The organism is Sulfuricella sp. (assembly GCA_041651995.1).
Lineage (GTDB): Bacteria > Pseudomonadota > Gammaproteobacteria > Burkholderiales > Sulfuricellaceae > Sulfurimicrobium.
Genome location: JBAZID010000006.1, coordinates 137,430 through 157,627, shown reverse-complemented (window position 1 = coordinate 157,627; position 20,198 = coordinate 137,430). Strand labels below are relative to the sequence as shown.

Sequence of the window (20,198 nt, the reverse complement as noted above, 5' to 3'; positions counted from 1 at the left end):
CGCCAAATTCTGGCTGCAAGTCGTGACCGAACTCAAGAACCGTGGTGTGCAGGATATCTTCATCGCCTGCGTCGATGGACTGAAAGGCTTCCCGGAAGCTATCGAGGCGGTATTCCCGAAGACTGCCATTCAGTTGTGCATCGTTCATCTGGTGCGCTACAGCCTGAACTACGTGAGCTGGAAACTGCGCAAGGTCGTTGCTGCTGATTTGCGGACTATTTACTCGGCGGCCACCGTCGAGGGGGCCGAAGCCATGCTGGCCGAGTTCGAGGAGAAATGGGGCGAGGCCTATCCTTCGATTATCCAGTCCTGGCGCCGTAACTGGGAACGCATCATTCCGTTCTTCGACTACCCGCCGGAAATCAGGAAGGTGATTTACACCACCAATGCCATCGAATCAGTGAACATGAGTCTGAGGAAGATTACCAAGAACCGGGGTTCGTTCCCGAGCGACGAGGCGTTGCTGAAGTTGTTCTACCTGGCACTGCAAAACATCAGCCAGAAATGGACCATGCCGATCCGGGATTGGAAAGCGGCATTAAACCGGTTTACTATCCAGTTTGATGACCGGATGCCACAACGTTAAACGAAATCCCGTTTACACAAAATTCCGGACACCCCCCGGCGGAATGACCCCTTCCGCTTATGCAAAAACACTGATCCAGAAAATGGTAACATCAACCCCGGACTCTAAAGCCCAGTGCTACTGAAAACGGGGGGACGTCGCTACGTGTAGGCGACCACCCCTAGCTCCTGCTAGCTCCTCTTAGAATCTCGCAGAGCAATGATTTAAAACATTGAAACCAGGCCATATGCGTACTATCTGGACCACCGTTCTCCTCCTGTCGCTCAGTAACATATTCATGACTTTTGCCTGGTATGCGCATTTGAAGGAACTGAATCAGAAGCCCTGGATCGTCGCCGCGTTGATCAGCTGGGGCATTGCGTTCTTCGAATACATGCTGCAGGTACCGGGTAACCGCATCGGCTATACCGTACTTTCCGTTGCTCAACTCAAGATACTGCAGGAAGCCATCACCCTTATGGTTTTCGTACCGTTCGCTTTGTTCTACCTGAAAGAGCCGCTAAAACTGGATTACCTATGGGCTGCTTTCTGCATAATGGGCGCGATTTACTTCATCTTTCGCAGCAAGCTTGGCGGCGCCTGATTTCCCTGATATGCCGCAATGAGGGAACACCCAATGATTAAACTTGTTAATGCTTTAAAAGCCTGGAAAACCCCGAGTTTCGAGAGCGTTTTGAAGGACGAAATCCAGAATATCGATGTGATGCTGCTCCCCCTGCAGGAGGGGCTGTCACTGAGCAGCCATGTGAGCGGCAGCGATATCAGCGCGGTGATTCTCAAAGTCACCGAGACCCCCGGTTTCATTCGCGCAAAAACCGGGATTTTCTATGCCGGGATCAATGCCGGGAGTTGTTGTGCTGATGACCCGACGCCGCTGTGCGAGCAGACCGAATACTGTGAAGTACAGTTTGATATCGACAAAACGACGGCCGAGACGACTGTGACTCTTTTGAAAGATTAACCCGGCCAGGACAAGTAAAGCAGATCAGGCACGCGGCACAAGCCGGGTTTCATCCTGGCGGCTGGCAACCCATCATTTACCGCCTGGAAGTAAACGGGTATAACGGCAACACCACCCTGCCATTACTTTTGAACCATTGGGAAGCTGCATAAGGGCCCGTTAATGAATGAGTGGTCATTGCCCCTCGGGACTACGAGCTGAAGCTCGTGCGGGGTTCCAACACTTGATCAGACCTTCCTTAGGGAGATAGCCAGATGGACCTGCCAGCCATGCAAGGCAATGGCATCGAGCACATCCCGACTTTTCTCACCAGCCTGGCGATCGGCCTGCTGATCGGGCTCGAGCGTGAACGCAACCCCAGCGCCAAGGCTGGCTTGCGCACTTTTGCCCTGATCGCATTGAGCGGCACCCTGGCCGCGATGCTGTCTCAAATCACGCAATCACCGTGGGTGCTGGCCCTGGGACTGTTTACCACCGGCATGATCATCGTTACAGCCTACCTTGGCCCCCATGCTCCGAGTGAAGATCCAGGCACCACCACCTCGGCCGCTCTGCTGGTGTGCTACATGCTGGGCGCCATGGTGTGGTTTGGCGCCGAGACGCCGGCGCTGATGCTGGCCATTGCAGTGGCTATCCTGCTCTATTTCAAGACCGAGCTGCGCGGCTGGAGCCAGAATCTGACACGGCGCGACCTGATCTCCATTTTCCAGTTCGCCGTGCTGACTTTCATCATCCTGCCGATTCTGCCCGATCATAACTATGGCCCCTACAACACCCTGAATCCCTACCAGACCTGGCTGATGGTGGTGCTGATATCCGGCCTGAGTCTGGCTGGCTACGTCGCCCTGCGTATTGTCGGCCAGCGTTATGGCGCACCCATTCTGGGTTTTCTTGGCGGCCTGGTGTCGAGCACGGCGACCAGCATGGTGTATGCCCGCTACGGCAAGAACGAGGGCATGGTGCAACTATCGGTGATCGTGATCCTGATTGCCAACCTGGTGGTGATCGTGCGGCTGGCGGTTGAAGGAGTGGTGGTCTCGCCCAAATCCCTGCCCACTCTTTTGCCGGTACTGGGCAGCGGTCTTGCGTTCGGACTGGCTGGCACGGCCTTCCTGTGGCGCCATCTGGCCAAATCCGCTGATTTGCCCTTGCCGGTAATGACCAACCCCACCGAGATTCGCTCCGCGCTTGCTTTTGGCCTGCTTTATGCCCTGGTGCTGTTTTTTTCCGCCTGGCTATCGGATATCGCCGGCAGCAAAGGGCTGTATACCGTGGCGCTGATTTCCGGCCTCACCGATGTCGATGCCATCACCCTTTCCAGCCTGCGCCTGTATGAATTGGGCAAACTGGAGTCGTCACAGGCTGTGACAGCCATTACGCTGGCCTTCCTGTCCAATTTGGGCTTCAAGTTCGGAATGATCGCCACCCTCGGCGGCGCACAACTGGCCAAACGTTGCGCCATCGGCTTCGCCGCCATGGGGCTGGGCATGGGTATCGGATTGATCTGGCTGTAGCTTTTCACCAACTGACATGGCGCTGTTCCCCATACTGTGACGTACAGTTTGATATCGATAAACGATGGCCGGTGAGACTGCAACTTTTTGAAAGATCAACACGATTGATGGTTTAGCTTTACAATTTGTCCATGGCTCCAACTGTCTTCCGCCAAGGCGCTTTTCGCTTCTTTTTCTTCTCACGCGAAGAGCCACGCATGCATATCCATGTATCACATACGGATGGGGAAGCCAAATTCTGGTTAGAGCCTCAGATTGAGCTCGCCATGAATCAGGGGCTCTCACAAAAACAACTGAGTGAGGCATCAATTTTGGTTCAGGGCCATCACGAGGAGATTTGCAATGCTTGGCGCATCCACTTCGGGAATTGAAGTTTCCCTGGCTTCCAGCATGGGTTTCTGGTTGCTACTGGGCGAGGAGGAGCTTTTTGTTTCTTTCTCCGAGTTCCCCTGGTTCAAAAAAGCCACCATCGAAGAATTAGCCACTATCGAGTGGCCAACACCAAACCACCTCTACTGGCCACTGATTGATGTCGATTTATCAGTAGAGTCCATACGAACCCCTGGCAATTTCCCATTAGTTTCAAGGGCCAAACAGCTCACCTAATGGCGCCCCTTGCCATAGCATGATGGGCACGGCGATCTTATAAAAGATCAGGCGCCATCACGGCACGCAGCACGACCTGGGTTTCATCCTGCCGGACCCGGCTGGAGAGCCACCACGCGGCGCCTTTCTTGATGGTCCAGTCCGCTTCGTCGCCGCCCAGCAGGAGCGCGGCGGCCTGGCCCAGCACCGGCTGGTGCCCGACCACCAGCACCGCGCCCTTGGCATCCGGCCAGCCTGCGGCGATGAGCAAAGCGGGCACCGAGGCGCCAACACCGATCTCTTTCAGGGTTTCGAATTGGCACTTCAGGGCCAGCGCAGTCTGCTGCGTCCGTTTGGCCGGGCTGACGATAATGCGCGTGTCCTTGGGCAGGCGCTCGCGCAGCCACTCGCCCATCTGGGCAGCCTGCTTCTCGCCTTTTGCGGTCAGTTTGCGGTTGTTATCGGGAAAGCCGTCCTCTGCTTCGGCGTGGCGCCACAGAATCAAGTCCATACTGTTCTCCTCGTTATGGGTATCGGCAACCCATCATTTTATCGAGCCAATGTTACACTAACGCGCACCATGCACTGCCACCTGCTCATCCCCGCCCTGCTCCCTCCCCCTGCCCTGACGCGGGAGAATGATCCGCTCCATGGCGCAAAATCGCCCGCCCTGCAAACCCTGCTGGCGCGAGGCCGCCGCACCCAAACGCAAGCAAACGACATGGAAGGCTGGCTGTGCGAAACCTTCGGCGTAGCGCGTCAGCAGGATTACCCGGTTGGCCCATTCAGCGCGATGGCGGATGGCATTGATGCGGAAAACGGCTACTGGCTGCGTGCCGACCCGGTTCATCTGGCGGTGGAAAGAGACCAGCTGATTCTGACGGATAGCTCCACCTTTGCACTCAGCCAGCCGGAAAGCGACCATCTGGTCGCCACGCTGAACCAGCATTTTTTGCCGGATGGCCTGCATTTTTGCGCCTCCCATCCGCTGCGCTGGTATCTCAGGCTGGAACACCCGCCCGCCATTAGCACGCGAAATATCGGCCAGGTGGCCGGGCACAATATCCATTCAAACCTGCCGCGCGGCCCGGAAGAGTTGCGCTGGCGCGCCCTGATCAACGAAGTGCAGATGCTGCTATTCGAGCATCCGGTCAATGTCGCTCGTGAAAATCGCGGCGAGGCGCCCATCAACAGCATCTGGCCGTGGGGCGGCGGCTCCCTGTCCTCGGCTCCAAGCCGCCCGTTTGACCAGGCCTGGTCAAATGATGCGCTGGCGAGCGGCCTGGCAATGGCCGGAAATATTCCCCATCAAACCTTGCCGGCCAATGCGGACGCCTGGCTGAATATGGCGCAGGCAGGAAGCCATCTGCTGGTGCTGGACAGTCTGCGTCCTGCCGCCCGCTATGGCACGCCGCATGCCTGGAGAGAGCGGCTGGCACAACTTGAGCAGCAATGGTTTGCGCCTCTGGAACAGGCACTGCGCAAAGGCGCCATCCAGCTGACCCTGCACGCGCCAACCCCCCATGGGACGCTGAGCTTCAATGCCAGCCGCGGCAGCCTGTGGCAACTGTGGCGCCGCCAGCGGCCACTGATTCACTATCGCCCCGGAGATACCGAAGCATGACGGATATTGCACCCCGCCCCTTCAGCCCGGATGCCGCACAGGCATTGGCTACACAAGGCTTGCACCCGGTGCTGGCACGCGTTTATGCCGCGCGCGGCATCCATACCCTGCAACAACTGGAATATGACCTCAAGGCGCTGCTGCCTTTTCATCTGCTGACCCATGCACAAGCCATGGCAGCACAACTGGCTGACGCCATCGCGGCAGGGCGCCGCCTGCTGGTCATTGCCGATTATGATTCCGACGGTGCAACCGCCTGTGCCGTCGCGCTGCGGGCCTTGCGGGCATTTGGCGCACAGGTGGATTACCTGGTGCCCAACCGCTTCGAGTATGGCTACGGGCTGACGCCGGAAATCGTGCATCTGGCCGCCGCAGGCAGGCCGGACATTCTCATCACCGTGGACAATGGCATTGCCAGCGTGGCCGGCGTGGCCGAGGCGAACCGGTTGGGCATGCAGGTGCTGGTGACCGACCATCACCTGCCCGGCGACGAACTGCCGGATGCCGCCTGCATCGTCAACCCCAACCAGCCCGGCTGCGATTTTCCGGGCAAGAACCTGGCCGGTGTCGGAGTGATTTTCTACGTCATGCTGGCGCTGCGCGCCGAGCTGCGCCTGCGCAATGCCTTTGCCGGCAAGCCCGAACCCAATCTCGGCAATCTGCTCGATCTGGTTGCCCTGGGCACGGTGGCCGACGTGGTCAGGCTCGACGACCTCAATCGCATCCTGGTCAGCAATGGTCTCAGGCGCATCCGTGGCGGCAAGGCTTGCGCCGGCATCCTGGCGCTGCTCAAGGTGGCGGGCCGTGATGCGCGCCGCGCCTCCACCTGGGATATGGGTTTTGCCATTGGCCCGCGCCTCAATGCTGCCGGGCGGCTGGATGATATGGCCCTGGGTATCGAATGCCTGCTTTGCGACGACCCCGTGCGTGCCCTCGATCTGGCGCACCAGCTCGACGCCCTCAACCGCGAACGCCGCGCCATCGAGGCCGGCATGCACGACCAGGCGCTGGCCGCGCTGGAACAGATTACGGTGCAGGACAACACCAGCCTCAGCCTGTTCGACCCGGACTGGCATCAGGGTGTGATCGGCATTCTGGCCTCGCGCCTCAAGGAAAAATTTCACCGCCCGGTGATTGCGTTCGCCCAGGGCAACGATGGTGAACTGAAGGGTTCGGGACGCTCCATTCCCGGCTTGCACCTGCGCGATGCGCTGGATCTGGTGTCCAAGCGGCATCCCGAAATGATCAGGAAATTCGGCGGCCATGCCATGGCGGCCGGACTGACCATCGCGGAAGCGGACTTTCCCCGCTTCGAGAAGATTTTTGAGGAAGTTTGCGGCCAGCTGCTCACCCCTGCCCTGCTGACCCGGACAGTCGAAACCGACGGCGCGCTGGAATCTCCGGACATGTCGCTGGAACTGGCGCAATTGCTGAGAGCCGAGGTATGGGGCCAGGCTTTTCCCGAGCCTGCATTTCAAGGTGAATTCCAGGTCGAGCAACAGCGCGTGGTGGGTGAAAAGCATTTGAAATTGCGCCTCAAACAGTCAGGGCGCAGCTTCGAAGCCATGCTGTTTTTTCACGCCGAACCCTTACCAGAGCGGCTGCATGCGGTTTACCGTCTGGATGTAAACGAGTTTAACGGAAACACCACGCTGCAACTGCTTTTGAACCACTGGGAACCTGCCTGATGAAATAGATAAATTCCATCATGAGCATTCACCACCACTTCTCCGCGCCTTGGAACGGCAGGGTCCAAATCATTCGCCGGATGTTTTTTTTACCGTCTTGCGTTTCAGCACCGCTTCCTGCGGTGAATCCGCAGTCTCACGCTCCACCCGTTTGCTGTGGCGATTCAGGCTGCCACTCAGTTGCGAAATAATTTCCGAGGCGGCATTGATGATCTGGCTGGAGCCAAAGCCGGCGCGGGTCATTTCCTTGTAAAACGATTTCGCCAGAATCTTGGCCACCTGATCCGGGTTCTGCACAGCTCTTACCAGCGTGCTTTCCAAATCCTTTCCCGCGGACTGGACCAATGCCAGCTGGGCGAAGCGTGAATTCAAGATATTCTGTAATTGCACTACCTGAATGGATTTACCAATAAACAGCGCGACCACCTCAAGCAGTCTCATGTCATCCAGGTTGAAGGCACGCCCTTGAAGATGGCCGTTTATATTGACCACACCGATGATATTTCCGTTGATGGTAACCGGGGATGAAATCAGGCTTTTACGCGGATCATTGGCGCGCCGCGCCCATTCGGAAAATTCAGAATGATGGATGTCGTCGACAAGCAAGGCTTTGCCGGTAGCGATCACCCGCCCGGCAATGCCTTCACCCTTCCTGGTGGATTCCTTGTAGGCCGCTGCCGGCAGCGGCCCATAGCTGGCACAGACGCGCATGCGCAGATTTTCCATCTCGCCATCGTTGAGCAGCATGAGCGAACAGTTTTCGGCGTTGAGAATTTTTGCCGCCATCGCCGCAAGCTGCTGCATATTGTCATCAAAGCTGCCCTCTTCCAGAAAACTGGCCAGGTCTTGCAGCTTGATCAGCGGATTTTCCGTGTTGCCGGTATCCATTATGTACCCCCTTTGGAATGGCCCAACCGTTCCATTATAAGCGGGCAAATTAAAGGTAGTAATGAATAATAAATGAGCTGGCCACACCCCCAACCCAACACCCATATTGTTTTACAACCTTTGTTTGACTGGGCGCACTATTATAAATGGGGTTGAATTTATGCCAGTAGTCTGACAGTTTTTGTTATTATAAGGCCGTGGGGAGAGACTCAATGTCTGGCGTTACCCCCTTTCAACCAATCAAGAGGTAACCCAAGTGAATATTCCGCAATACACCAATGCCGCGAGATGGCTTGCTTGCTTTGCTTTCGCACTTTCCATTCTGACCGTTGGCGGTTGCGCCAGCACAGCACAACCGCCTCTTTCTTCCGCGGATGCTCAACCCCCGACACATGACTACCTGATCGGCCCGGGCGACAATGTAAACATCATTGTCTGGCGTAATCCGGAAGTTTCCATGTCGGTTCCTGTCCGGCCAGACGGTAAAATCACCACCCCGCTGGTAGAGGATCTACCTGCCAGCGGCAAGACGTCCAGCCATCTGGCGCGAGACATAGAAAAGGCGCTGGCAAAATACATTCAGGATCCAATTGTAACGGTGATTGTGACTGGCTTTGTTGGCCCCTATAGCGAACAAATCCGGGTCATCGGCCAGGCAGCAAAACCTCAGGCCCTTCCGTACCGCGATGAAATGACGCTGCTGGATGTCCTGATTACAGTGGGCGGAATTACGGACTTTGCCGCCGGCAACAAGGCAAGCATTATTCGCAACGTGGATGGGAAACAGCTACAACTTGCCGTCCGCCTGAACGACCTGATCAAGGATGGCGACATATCGGCCAACGTACCCATGCGCCCAGGCGACATTCTGGTCGTGCCCGAAAGCTTTTTCTGATTTAACTCACTGAATTCACGCCTGCTTTGACCTGCCTCCCTCTCTGGGAGCGGGGCAAAGCAGTAATGCAATATTCGACCAGCATACTGGATTCATTACAGATCATCGCCAGGCCCAGGGCCGGGTGACCGCGCAGAGATATGTGATGGTATGGGTTTTCCAGCAACCGAATACCGGCAGCAATTTTTCTAAGGGATTTTAAATAATATGGAGGAACTGATAACCCAGTTGCTTACCTATCTGAAAGGGGCATGGAAATACCGCTGGTATGCAGTAGTGACGGCTTGGGTCGTTGCCATCGCCGGATGGGTCATTATCTACAAGCTTCCTGATGACTACCAGGCCTCCGCAAGAATTTACGTCGACACCCAGAGTATTTTAAAACCCCTGATGTCGGGAATGACAGCGCCTCCCAACGTGGAACAGCAAGTTACCATGATGAGCCGCACCTTGATCAGCCGCCCGAACGTGGAAAGAGTCATGCGCATGGTGGATCTGGACATCAAGGCCAAAACAGTGAAAGACCATGATGAGTTCGTCAATGAGCTGATGTCCCAGATCAAGATAGGCACAACCGGGCGAGATAACCTTTTTACGATTTCCTACAGCAACGACAATCCCAAACTGGCCAAGGACGTTGTTCAATCCTTGTTGACCATCTTTGTCGAGGGAAGCCTCGGGGGAAACAAGCAGGAATCCGCTTCGGCAATTCGCTTTATCGATGAACAGATCAAATCTTACGAAGAGAAGCTGGCAGCGGCAGAAGCCGCCCTCATGACTTTCAAGCAAAAGAACGTTGGTTTGATGCCTGGTCAAGGCAGTGATTATCTTTCGAAGCTGACCAGCGCCGCGGAAAGCCTCAACCAGGCAAAGCTGGAGTTGAGGGAAGCCGAGCAGGCGCGAGATGCCGTCAAGAATCAAATATCCGACGATGAACCGGTACAAATGGTGGAGCAATCTCCAGTCAACCCGGAAATTGATGCCCGCATCCAGACCCTGAACAAGAACCTCGATGCCTTGCGCCTGAACTTTACCGACCAGCATCCCGACATTGTCTCCACGAAACGCCTGATAACACAGCTCGAGGAACGCAAGAAGCAGGAAGCCAAGCTGCAAAAACACAGTGCCGACCCTGGGGTGAATTACAGCCCCATGCTTCAGCAATTAAAAATTGCTCAAATGGAAGCCGAATCCAGAGTGGCTTCCATGAGAGCCCGCGTGGCGGAATACAGTTCCCGCTACGCTCACCTGAAGTCGCTGAGCAACGCGGTGCCCGAAGTGGAAGCAGACCTCACCCGTCTCAATCGCGATTATCAAGTGAACAAATCCAATTACGAAAGCCTTCTCCAACGCCGCGAGAGCGCAAAAATGTCCGGCGAAATGAGTTCCACGACAGAATTGATCTCGTTCAAGATCATTGACCCGCCAACGGTTCCGGCTATACCCGCAGGACCTGACCGGTTAAGACTGTCCTCCCTGGTATTTTTGGCTGCATTACTGGCGGGAGTCGGCATCGCATTCTTGATGAGCCAGATCCGCCCCGCCTTTCATACTCAAATCAGCCTTCGCGAAGTGGCCGGGAGACCAATACTGGGGACAGTTGCCATGATCTGGACTGATCAGGAAAAGCTCAAGCGAAAAAGGCGTCTCTATGCCTTCGGTCTCTCCTTGCTTTCCTTGTTGGGCTTGTATAGCGCACTGATGATAAAGATGGCTCTATGACATCACACCGCTTTGAGCCCAAATATTTTGCCCAGCTGGAGATGTCATTCTCAGCAATACCCGATCCGAAGTGGCAATCTAACCATCAAGGAAATGGATCCTACCGGGAGGCAGTGTGAGCATCATTGAAAAAGCAGCCGAAAAAATCAGCCGGGAGGGCAAAACCTCCACGAACATAAGCATCATCGAAAAAGCAATAAACAAGATCGAGGAAAAAAGCGAGGCGTCCCCTATCCCTGCAACGGATAAGACGACAGCAGATTCTGGTCAGGAACCCGTTGGCGCAAAGATCATGCGCGAGAATAGTCTCGATCAAACTCCCCTGCCCAGCACAACCCCAGTGTCGGTAAATGGCACGATCAACCTCGCAAAATTACGGCAAATGGGCGTCATCACGCCGGATGTGGAAAAAACCCAAATTGCCGAAGAGTTCCGCCTGATCAAGCGGCCTTTGATCAAGAACGCCTTCACCCAGGGTGCCGGGGCAATCAGGAATGGCAACCTGATCATGGTTACCAGCGCACTCGCGGGGGAAGGGAAAAGTTTCTGCGCCATCAACCTGGCGATGAGCATCGCAACGGAAATGGATCACACCGTTTTGCTGGTGGACGCCGACGTGGCCCGGCCTTCATTGCCGGGTTACCTTGGCCTGAAAGCAGAGAGAGGCCTTCTGGACGTCCTTCTGGATGACAAGCTTGAACTGGCTGATGTCATGCTTAAAACCAATGTCGAAAAACTTTCAATTCTGTTGGCTGGAAGAAAAAACAGGCATGCAACCGAGTTGCTGGCAAGCCAGAGCATGAGCGATTTGCTGAATGAAATCGCCGAACGCTACAGTGACCGCATTGTCATTTTTGATTCCCCGCCATTACTGCTGACCAGCGAGGCGCACGTTCTGGCGAGCCAGATGGGACAGATTGTTCTGGTTGTGGCCGCGGAAAAAACGCCACAACAGGCGGTCAAGGAAGCCCTCCGGCAGATCGAATCATGCGATGTCGTCAATTTGATCTATAACAAAGCCAGTTCATTCCCCGGCGGAGAATATTATGGCTACTACTACAGTTAACGTGACCAAGCACAAAAACCATCGCCGGACATTGCTTTCGGCTATTTTTTCAGCCGTGACGGCAATCACGCTGGCACCTTCCCACGCCCTCTCCGCGGAGTGGAAAATCATGCCCAGCCTGGATTTGAAAGAAACCTATTCCGACAATATTGCATTGGCGCCGCAAGGAAGGGAAAAGGGCGATTTCGTCACCCAGATCAACCCTGCCATCTCCCTGACTGGGACAGGCCCCCGCCTGAAGGTCAATGCCCGCTATGGCATGCAAAACCTTGTCTACGCGGATGAAGGCAACCGGAATACGACCAGGCACAATCTGAACGCTCACGCAAATGCGGAACTGCTTGATGACTTTTTTTTCCTTGATGGTAGAGCCGCAATCAGCCAGCAAAACATTTCCGCGTATGGAGCGCAGTCAGCTGACAACGCCAACGTCACAGACAACCTCACCGAAACAACCACTTACAGCCTGAGCCCCTACCTGCGCCACCGCTTTGGCAGTTTGGCCTCTTCCGAGTTGCGTTATACCCATGATTCAGTCGATACAGGCACAGGCGGACTATCGACCAGCGAGTCAGACCGCATCCTTTTCAGCCTGAATAGTGGGACAGCATTCAAGACCCTGGGCTGGGGCGTGAACTACAACAAACAAAAAATCGACTACAGCACTAACACCATTGATTTGGAAACCTTGACAGGCAGTCTTCGCTACGTGGTTTCGCCAAGACTCAGTCTGACTGCAAGTAGCGGTTATGAAAAAAATAACTATCTTTCAATCGGCAGTGCACCTGAGGGTTCTTTCTGGTCAGCCGGTTTTATCTGGGCGCCTGCCGAAAGAACGAGCATTACAGCCAGCACCGGAAAAAGGTTCTATGGCTCCACCTACGCCCTCAGCGCCCATCATCGCACGCGCAGAACGGCCTGGAGCCTGGGTTACAGCGAGGACATAACCACAACACGAGACCAGTTCCTGGTTCCCGCCACGATCGACACCGCGGATTTCCTTAACCAGCTCTGGGCATCAAGCATTCCCGATCCAGTCCTGCGCCAGCAAATTGTTGACGCTTTCATCAGCGACGCAAAGCTTCCAGCTTCGCTTTCCGACTCCATCAATTACTTCACCAACCGGGTGTTTCTGCAAAAACGTTTGCAGGCGTCCGCAGCCGTGAATGGCGTAAAAAACACGATCGTTCTAAGTATGTACAATACCTTGCGCGAAGCACAAACAGCACAGGAAATGGACAGCGCTCTGCTCGGAACAAGCAACCTGGCGCTAAATGATGAAACCAGACAAACGGGTGCAAACGTATTGTGGAACTGGAGAATGACGCCACGCACCAGCACCAACATGAGTGTCGGCTATGCAAAAACCAGCTCTCTGTCCACAAACCGGGAAGAAAACACCAAGTCAATCAGGTTCGGCCTGACAAGAAAGATTCAGCCCAAGCTCAATGGCTCGCTTGATTATCGGCATATCCAGCGGGATTCCAATCTGAGTACCGGCGATTATCGCGAGAATGCCATCACGGCCTCCATGCACATGAGTTTTTAAGGGCTTACAGATGTATGAGCAATATTATGGCTTCAAAGCCAAACCCTTCCAGCTAAAGCCCGACCCGAATTTTTTCTTTGGCAGCAAGGGCCACAAACGTGCCATGGCCTATCTTGAATACGGCCTGTCACAGGGAGAGGGTTTCATCGTCATCACGGGCGAGGTCGGCGCGGGAAAAACCACGCTGGTGCGTAACCTTTTCCGCAATCTGGCGTCAGAAAACATCATTGCAGCACAAATCGTCAACACCCACCTGGACTCGGACGACACGCTGAGAGTAGTGGCCGCCGCGTTCGGACTCCTCTATGAAAACGTCAGCAAGGCTGACCTGTTGATCCGGCTTGAACAGTTTCTGCGTGCCTGCGACCGGCAAGGGAAACGCGCGCTCCTGGTGGTGGACGAAGCACAGAATCTCTCCCCTCGCACCGTTGAGGAGTTGAGAATGCTCTCGAATTTTCAAACCGATGACAAATCCTTGTTACAAACTTTTCTGCTCGGCCAGCCTGAATTCAGAAGAACACTTCTAAGCGGCGACATGCAGCAATTGCGGCAAAGGGTGATCGCCACTTACCACCTCGGCCCGATGGATGGCACGGAAACTCGCGCCTATATTGAACACAGGCTGAATACAGTTGGCTGGAATGGCGACCCTTCCATGAGTGAAGACGCCTTTGCCGCCATTTACGATTATTCGGGAGGGATTCCCCGGAAAATCAATACCCTTTGCGACCGCCTTTTTTTAATGGGCTACCTTGAAGAGATTCACGCTTTCAGAAGCGCAGAGGTGCAAGTCGTTATTGGTGATATTCAGCAGGAGTTCAATCTTCCCGCCTCGGAAGCCGAAGCCCAGAGCACACCCAGCCTGACTGATGACCCGGACATGCCGGCCAACCTGGAACACATGGATGAACGGCTTTCCAAAATGGAAAAATCGGTCATCTCCGTGCTGGACCTGCTCAAGCAGATTCTCTACCTGCCCGGCGTCAGAAATCCTCCAAAAGAAAAGAACTGATGCCTATCCCCATGTCAGACGCCAAGGTTCCACTCAGCATCCTCTGTGTCGTGGGCGCGCGCCCAAACTTCATGAAAATAGCTCCGATCATGGCTGCCCTGGCCGATCTCGGACCGGATTTGACTGTCAGCCTCGTTCATACCGGGCAACACTACGATGTTGCCATGAATCACCAGTATTTCGAAGCACTCGGCATCCCGCAGCCAGATATCAACCTGGAGGTGGGCTCTGGTAGCCATGCAACGCAAACAGCCGAAGTCATGCAGCGTTTCGAACCGGCCCTGGATGAAAAACAGCCTTCCGCCATGCTGGTGGTCGGGGATGTGAACTCCACCCTCGCCTGCGCCCTTGTCGCGACGAAAAAGGGTATCCCCGTGATTCATGTCGAAGCCGGCCTGCGCAGCTTCGACCGCACCATGCCCGAAGAAATCAACCGGATATTGACCGACCAGATATCCGACCTTCTTTTCACCACAGAGCGTAGTGGTCGCGAAAACCTGTTGCGCGAGGGGATTGACGATTCCCGCATCCGGTTTGCCGGCAACGTCATGATCGACACCTTGCGCCGCAATCTGGATAGAGCTGTCACGGCGCCTCAAATCCTGAAAGATGCCGGCAGGGAAGCCTTCCTGGACGGGCAGGATGGATACGCTGTCCTCACCATGCACCGGCCCTCCAACGTGGATGACCCCGATACCCTGCGCGTCCTGCTTGAAACCGTGGTCAAAATCAGCACCCGGCTCCCCATCATCTTTCCGGTGCACCCGCGCACCCACGCCATGATCGAAAAATTCGGCCTGGGCGCGATGCTGAATATCCCTGAACTGGTTCAGTTGCCGCCCATGGGTTACCTGGAGATGCTGGGCCTGATGAAAGACGCGCGTGTCGTACTGACCGATTCAGGCGGCATCCAGGAAGAAACCACGGCGCTTGGCGTGCCGTGCATCACGCTCAGGAACAATACCGAACGGCCGATCACGGTAGACGAAGGCACCAATACCATTGCCGGACAGGACCCGGTCAGGATCCTGGGCGCATTTGACGAGATCATGCAGAACGGCGGCAAGGCTGGCAGAATCCCCGAATTCTGGGACGGGCAGGCATCGACGCGCATTGCCGCAGAGATCTACTCATGGCTGAATAATGGCTTGCGGAACTGAACATGCAGACCTCCGCCAGCAAGGAACTGACGTTCCCAGCGCCGATACGCAATGCGATGACCATCGACGTGGAGGATTACTTCCAGGTCTCGGCTTTTGCACCCCATATCCCAAGAGATAGCTGGCCATCCCTGGCATGCCGGGTGGAAGCGAACATCGATCGCATCCTCAAGCTGCTGGATGAGGGAGACACCAAGGCAACCTTTTTCACTCTGGGCTGGATTGCGGAGCGCTACCCGGCCATGGTGCGCCGTATTGTTGAAAACGGCCACGAGCTTGCCAGCCACGGCTACGCCCATCTCAGGGCTTCCGAGCAGAAAGCCGAAGAATTCCTCGAAGATATCACCCGCAGCATGGCCCTGCTCGAGGACATCGGCGGCCAGAAGGTGCTGGGCTACCGTGCGCCAAGTTTTTCCATAGGCAGCAAAAATCTCTGGGCGCTGGATCTGCTTCTTCAGGCCGGCTACCGCTACAGTTCCAGTATTTACCCCATCCAGCATGACCATTACGGAATGCCCGATGCGCCCCGTTTCGCCTTCTACCCCAATGGCAAGGATGGGCTGCTTGAGTTGCCTGTCACCACGGTGCGCATTTTCCAGAAAAATCTGCCTGCCGGCGGCGGCGGCTATTTCCGTTTTTGGCCCTACCCGGTCTCGCGCTGGTTTCTGCAAAGAGTCAACAACCACGACAAGCAAGCCGGGATTTTCTATTTTCACCCCTGGGAACTGGATCCCGGTCAGCCGCGCCAGGACGGCATCGGCATGAAAACGCGTTTCCGCCACTATCTGAATCTGCATCGCATGGAAGGCCGGGTCAAAGCCTTGACCCGCGATTTCAGCTGGGACCGCATGGACCGGATTTTCCTGGAGTAAGGCGCATGAACCCAGATAAAGCAGTTAACCACGGAGTTCACGGAGAACACGGAGTAGAAACAATAGATTACATGATGTTTGGCATTCACCCGTTGGATGAGGTCATCAATGACCGCAAACAGCCTTTCTTCGTGTTCTCCGTGCCCTCCGTGGTAATCGAACTGCGGCTTTTAGGATGACTCAAACTGCCGCCCTCACTCCGGCCATCCGCCAGATGCAGCCCGCGGATGCGGCAAGATGGGACGAATTCGTCCAGAACTGCCCGGAAGCCACCTTCTTCCACCGTGCGGGGTGGCAGAAAGTGATCGAGCACGCTTTCGGCCACAAGACCTGGTTCCTCTACGCCGAAGCGGATGGAAAAATCCAGGGGGTACTGCCTCTCGCCGAAATCAATAGCCGGCTTTTCGGACATTCCCTGATTTCCCTGCCATTTTGCGTCTACGGCGGCGTGGCGGCGCTGACGGAATCAGCCGGAGAAGCGCTGGACCAAGCCGCGCAGGCGCTGGCAAGGCAACAGAAGGTCGACCACCTGGAATACCGGAATATCAAGCCCAGGCACCCGGATTGGCCGGGCAAGGATCTGTACGTAACCTTTCGCAAGGAACTGGACCCGGATGTTGAGCAGAACATGCTCGCCATTCCGCGCAAGCAACGTGCGATGGTGAGAAAGGGCATCAAGGCCGGGCTCGCCAGCGAGATCGATGAAGGCGTGGAGCGGTTTTTTTCCGTGTTCGCGGACAATGTCCACCGCCATGGCACGCCCGCGCTGCCTAAGCGCTATTTTGCGCTGCTCAAGGAAACCTTCGGCAACGACTGCGAAGTGCTGTCGGTGGTCAAGGACGGGCGGGTCTTGAGCAGCGTGCTGAGCTTTTATTTCCGCGATGAAGTGTTGCCCTATTACGCCGGCGACACGCTGGAGGCGCGCGATTTTGCGGCCAACGATTTCAAGTATTGGGAACTGATGCGGCGCGCCTGCGAGCGTGGCATCAAGGTTTTCGACTATGGCCGCAGCAAGCGCGGCACAGGGCCGTTCGACTTCAAGAAGAACTGGGGGTTCGAGCCGCAACCGCTATGCTACGAATATCAGCTGCACCGGGCCAAAGCAGTGCCGGACCACAACCCGCTTAATCCTAAATATCAGCTCTTTATCAAGGCCTGGCAAAAACTTCCCCTGCCCCTGGCCAATTTCATCGGCCCGCACATCGTGAAAAATCTGGGGTAGGCCCATGCCTGAAGAATTATTGTTTCTTACCCACCGCATGCCCTATCCGCCCAACAAGGGTGACAAAATCCGCTCATTTCACATGCTCAGGCATTTGAGCCAGCACTACCGGGTACATCTGGGTACTTTTGTGGATGACGAGGCTGACTGGCAACACGCGGATACCACCAGATCATTTTGCGGAGAAAGCCACTTTGCCACCCTCAACCCATCCACGGCACGCTTGCGCAGCCTGACCGGCCTGCTTTCAGGCCAGGCGCTGACACTGCCTTATTACCACAATGCCGGGATGCAGCACTGGGTTAATGATCTGCTTGCCAGGCATCCAATCCATCGCATCCTGGTTTTCTCGTCGGCCATGGCCCAGTATGTCAGGCAGGCCGGAGGCAGGAAGCGCGTGATCGATTTTGTCGATATCGACTCCGACAAATGGATGCAGTATGCCAAAAGCAAACGCTGGCCGCTTTCGTGGCTCTACCGGCGCGAAGGGAAACTGCTGCTGCACTATGAGCGTGAAATAGCAGGGGAATTCGATGCCTCCTTGTTCGTGTCCCGCGAGGAAGCGGAACTGTTCAAGCACCTCGCCCCGGAAAGCGCGGATAAAACAGGCTATTTCAGCAATGGCGTAGACACCGGCTATTTCTCTCCCGAGCGCGAATATCCCAATCCTTACCCGGAAGACGAACAAGTCCTGGTATTCACGGGCGCCATGGACTACTGGCCGAATATTGACGCCGTAAAATGGTTTGCCGGGGAAATTTTTCCTGCAATCCAGGCGGCGCATCCCCAAGCCCGCTTTTATATCGTGGGCTCCCGGCCGAGCGCGGCTGTAAGCGAACTGGCACGATTGCCCGGGATCTCGGTAACCGGCACAGTTGCGGATATCAGGCCATACCTCGCTCATGCCCGGCTTGCGGTCGCGCCATTGCGAATTGCAAGAGGCTTGCAGAACAAAGTGCTGGAAGCCATGGCCATGGAAAAAATCGTGGTTTCATCTCCACAGGCGGCAGAGGGAATTCAGGCCACGCTGGGAGAGGAATTGCATGTTGCCTCCAGCGCCCGGGAGTTCGGGCAAACAATCCTGACGCTGCTGGCGGAAAAAACCTGCGGCCCAATGGGCAAAGCAGCACGGGCCCGGATTCTGACTGATTATGACTGGGATAGCTGTTTGGCGCGGGTGGACGCATTGCTTGCGGAAACACCCGAACCCGGGGCATCGCAGGAAGTAAAACACACGACCACTCTCAGGGATAGCCAGGCATGAAGGAAACAAATTCCCGCGCGGCAACGCCCTCCTCCCCTGGCGGCATCGCCGGACCAGGAATGTCATGGCGCATGGCAACGATCCTGATGTTTGCCACCATTGCAGCCATGCTGGTCATCTACCAGCAAACCGTGTTGTCCACTGTTGCCATCTGGGAACGCTCCGAGACCTTTGCGCACGGCTTCCTGATATTCCCCATCAGTCTTTATCTCATCTGGGCGCGACGCAAAACACTCGCCGGAATACCGCCTCGCCCGGATTTCCGCGGCTTGCTGGTCCTGGCAGGACTGGGGTTAGGCTGGCTTTTTTCTGATGCCGGGAGCGTTCTGGTCATCGCCCAATATTGTCTGGTAGCCATGATCCCGGTGGCCGTCTGGACACTCCTGGGCACACAGGTGGCGCGTGCAATCGCATTTCCCCTCGGCTTCCTGTTTTTTGCCGTTCCGGCAGGCGAGTTCCTGATTCCCCACATGATGAACTTCACAGCCGACTTTGTGGTGGCGGCCCTGCAACTAACCGGCATTCCGGTTTTTCGCGAGGGAACCTTTTTCACGATACCCAGCGGGCAGTGGTCAGTGGTTGAAGGTTGCAGCGGGCTTCGCTATCTCATCGCCTCGTTCACCCTGGGCAGCCTTTATGCCTATTTGACCTACCGCAGCACAAGGCGCAGGCTGATTTTTGTTGCCCTGTCCCTGATTGTCCCGGTAATCGCAAACGGGCTGCGCGCCTACATGATCGTGATGATCGCCCATCTGAGCGACATGAAACTGGCTTTGGGTGTCGATCATTACATTTATGGCTGGGTGTTTTTCGGCATCGTCATGATGCTGCTTTTCTGGATAGGCGCCATCTGGCGAGAGGATCAGGAGGATCACAAAACCGGCCACGCCAATGCGCCAACGAATGAAGTGGCGCCAGCCAGGCTGAACCTTACTTTTTTCATGGCGGGCTTTGCGATCATCACTGTTGCGGGATTGTGGCCAGCCTACGCCACGTATCTGGACAACCGTCCGGTCAGGAGCGCAGGGTTAATGATCGAATTGCCAGATTCAATAAACGGATGGAACAGACAAAAAACGCCGTTATCCGACTGGCAACCGCACTACATGGGGCCAGATTCGTACACCATGCAAACTTACCAGAAGGATGGCATGGCGGTCAGCGTGTATCTGGGTTACTACCGGACTCAACGCCAGGGCGCTGAACTGATCACCTCGCAAAACTACATGGTCATGCAAAAGCATCCGGTATGGAGCACAGTAGGCGAAGAACAGCGCGTCATTTCTCTGCGCGGCAAAAACGAAACCATCCAGCAGACCTTGCTGCGCGCGCCCGGCAAACGCCTGCTTGTATGGAGCTGGAACAGCCTGTCAGGCAGCTATACCGTCAATCCCTATCTGGCCAAACTACTTCTCGCCAAGGCCCGGATGTTCGGGCAGCAGGATGATGGCGCGGCAATCATAATCAACTCACTCTATGAAGATACCCCGGAAGCGGCTGAATTGGCGATGAAGGCATTTATCCAGGACACGCTCCCGGCCATTCAGCAAAGCATTGTCCGGGTGTCAGGGCAGTAAGCCGCCGGACTTG

The 20,198-nt window shown here is 55.7% G+C and carries 21 protein-coding genes; 19 read left to right on the top strand and 2 right to left on the bottom strand.

What is annotated here, in order from left to right; all coding sequences use genetic code 11:
* The 6 genes from WC392_10170 to WC392_10145 all read left to right on the top strand — a co-directional run.
* Positions 1-586, top strand: a 586-nt coding sequence (locus WC392_10170; protein MFA5242722.1) for an IS256 family transposase, incomplete at its 5' end; no start/stop codon positions are given.
* Positions 587-812: 226 nt separating this feature from the next.
* Positions 813-1,169: a DMT family protein gene (locus WC392_10165; GenBank protein MFA5242721.1), complete on the top strand. Its 357-nt coding sequence runs from the start codon at positions 813-815 to the stop codon at positions 1,167-1,169.
* Between the two features lie 33 nt (positions 1,170-1,202).
* Positions 1,203-1,547 (top strand): hypothetical protein, encoded by a 345-nt coding sequence (locus WC392_10160; GenBank protein MFA5242720.1) that lies wholly within the window; start codon positions 1,203-1,205, stop codon positions 1,545-1,547.
* Between the two features lie 254 nt (positions 1,548-1,801).
* The gene (locus tag WC392_10155; GenBank protein MFA5242719.1) at positions 1,802-3,061 is read left to right on the top strand and encodes an MgtC/SapB family protein; all 1,260 of its coding nucleotides are present in this window, start codon (positions 1,802-1,804) and stop codon (positions 3,059-3,061) included.
* Positions 3,062-3,192: 131 nt separating this feature from the next.
* Positions 3,193-3,432 (top strand): DUF4160 domain-containing protein, encoded by a 240-nt coding sequence (locus WC392_10150; protein ID MFA5242718.1) that lies wholly within the window; start codon positions 3,193-3,195, stop codon positions 3,430-3,432.
* Positions 3,404-3,667 (top strand): DUF2442 domain-containing protein, encoded by a 264-nt coding sequence (locus WC392_10145; protein ID MFA5242717.1) that lies wholly within the window; start codon positions 3,404-3,406, stop codon positions 3,665-3,667. Before WC392_10150 ends, WC392_10145 begins: the two co-directional genes overlap by 29 nt.
* Before the next feature lie 37 nt (positions 3,668-3,704).
* Here WC392_10145 and WC392_10140 read toward each other — a convergent pair whose 3' ends face one another.
* Positions 3,705-4,157, bottom strand: coding sequence for a histidine phosphatase family protein (locus tag WC392_10140; protein MFA5242716.1), 453 nt, complete (start codon positions 4,155-4,157; stop codon positions 3,705-3,707).
* Positions 4,158-4,226: 69 nt separating this feature from the next.
* Between WC392_10140 and WC392_10135 the strand changes: the two genes are divergently transcribed.
* Positions 4,227-5,270, top strand: a complete 1,044-nt coding sequence (locus WC392_10135; protein MFA5242715.1) for a phosphoglycerate mutase — start codon at positions 4,227-4,229, stop codon at positions 5,268-5,270.
* Positions 5,267-6,958: a single-stranded-DNA-specific exonuclease RecJ gene (gene recJ / locus WC392_10130; GenBank protein MFA5242714.1), complete on the top strand. Its 1,692-nt coding sequence runs from the start codon at positions 5,267-5,269 to the stop codon at positions 6,956-6,958. The genes WC392_10135 and recJ overlap by 4 nt, the downstream gene beginning before the upstream one ends.
* A 69-nt stretch (positions 6,959-7,027) precedes the next feature.
* Here the strand turns inward: recJ and WC392_10125 are convergent, their stop codons facing one another.
* The gene (locus tag WC392_10125; protein MFA5242713.1) at positions 7,028-7,846 is read right to left on the bottom strand and encodes a GAF domain-containing protein; all 819 of its coding nucleotides are present in this window, start codon (positions 7,844-7,846) and stop codon (positions 7,028-7,030) included.
* A 256-nt stretch (positions 7,847-8,102) separates the two neighbouring features.
* Between WC392_10125 and WC392_10120 the strand changes: the two genes are divergently transcribed.
* The 11 genes from WC392_10120 (at position 8,103) to xrtA (ending at position 20,185) form a co-directional block, all read left to right on the top strand.
* Positions 8,103-8,741: an XrtA/PEP-CTERM system exopolysaccharide export protein gene (locus WC392_10120; protein ID MFA5242712.1), complete on the top strand. Its 639-nt coding sequence runs from the start codon at positions 8,103-8,105 to the stop codon at positions 8,739-8,741.
* A gap of 207 nt (positions 8,742-8,948) precedes the next feature.
* Entirely contained in the window at positions 8,949-10,463 is a 1,515-nt protein-coding gene (locus WC392_10115; protein ID MFA5242711.1) for an XrtA system polysaccharide chain length determinant, read from the top strand.
* Positions 10,464-10,578: 115 nt separating this feature from the next.
* The gene (locus WC392_10110; GenBank protein MFA5242710.1) at positions 10,579-11,529 is read left to right on the top strand and encodes an XrtA-associated tyrosine autokinase; all 951 of its coding nucleotides are present in this window, start codon (positions 10,579-10,581) and stop codon (positions 11,527-11,529) included.
* Positions 11,510-13,078, top strand: a complete 1,569-nt coding sequence (locus WC392_10105; GenBank protein ID MFA5242709.1) for a TIGR03016 family PEP-CTERM system-associated outer membrane protein — start codon at positions 11,510-11,512, stop codon at positions 13,076-13,078. The genes WC392_10110 and WC392_10105 overlap by 20 nt, the downstream gene beginning before the upstream one ends.
* A gap of 10 nt (positions 13,079-13,088) precedes the next feature.
* Positions 13,089-14,090 carry an XrtA/PEP-CTERM system-associated ATPase gene (locus WC392_10100; GenBank protein MFA5242708.1) on the top strand — a complete coding sequence of 334 codons (1,002 nt, stop codon included), beginning with the start codon at positions 13,089-13,091 and terminating at the stop codon, positions 14,088-14,090.
* Positions 14,090-15,250: a UDP-N-acetylglucosamine 2-epimerase (non-hydrolyzing) gene (gene wecB / locus WC392_10095; protein ID MFA5242707.1), complete on the top strand. Its 1,161-nt coding sequence runs from the start codon at positions 14,090-14,092 to the stop codon at positions 15,248-15,250. The genes WC392_10100 and wecB overlap by 1 nt, the downstream gene beginning before the upstream one ends.
* 2 nt (positions 15,251-15,252) lie before the next feature.
* A complete protein-coding gene (locus WC392_10090) occupies positions 15,253-16,122 on the top strand; it encodes an XrtA system polysaccharide deacetylase (GenBank protein MFA5242706.1) in 870 nt (289 codons plus the stop codon).
* A gap of 5 nt (positions 16,123-16,127) precedes the next feature.
* Positions 16,128-16,301, top strand: a complete 174-nt coding sequence (locus tag WC392_10085; GenBank protein MFA5242705.1) for a hypothetical protein — start codon at positions 16,128-16,130, stop codon at positions 16,299-16,301.
* Positions 16,298-17,344: a FemAB family XrtA/PEP-CTERM system-associated protein gene (locus tag WC392_10080; GenBank protein MFA5242704.1), complete on the top strand. Its 1,047-nt coding sequence runs from the start codon at positions 16,298-16,300 to the stop codon at positions 17,342-17,344. The genes WC392_10085 and WC392_10080 overlap by 4 nt, the downstream gene beginning before the upstream one ends.
* Before the next feature lie 4 nt (positions 17,345-17,348).
* The gene (locus WC392_10075; GenBank protein MFA5242703.1) at positions 17,349-18,608 is read left to right on the top strand and encodes a TIGR03087 family PEP-CTERM/XrtA system glycosyltransferase; all 1,260 of its coding nucleotides are present in this window, start codon (positions 17,349-17,351) and stop codon (positions 18,606-18,608) included.
* The gene (xrtA, locus tag WC392_10070) at positions 18,605-20,185 is read left to right on the top strand and encodes an exosortase A (GenBank protein MFA5242702.1); all 1,581 of its coding nucleotides are present in this window, start codon (positions 18,605-18,607) and stop codon (positions 20,183-20,185) included. The genes WC392_10075 and xrtA overlap by 4 nt, the downstream gene beginning before the upstream one ends.
* Positions 20,186-20,198 lie beyond the last annotated feature (13 nt).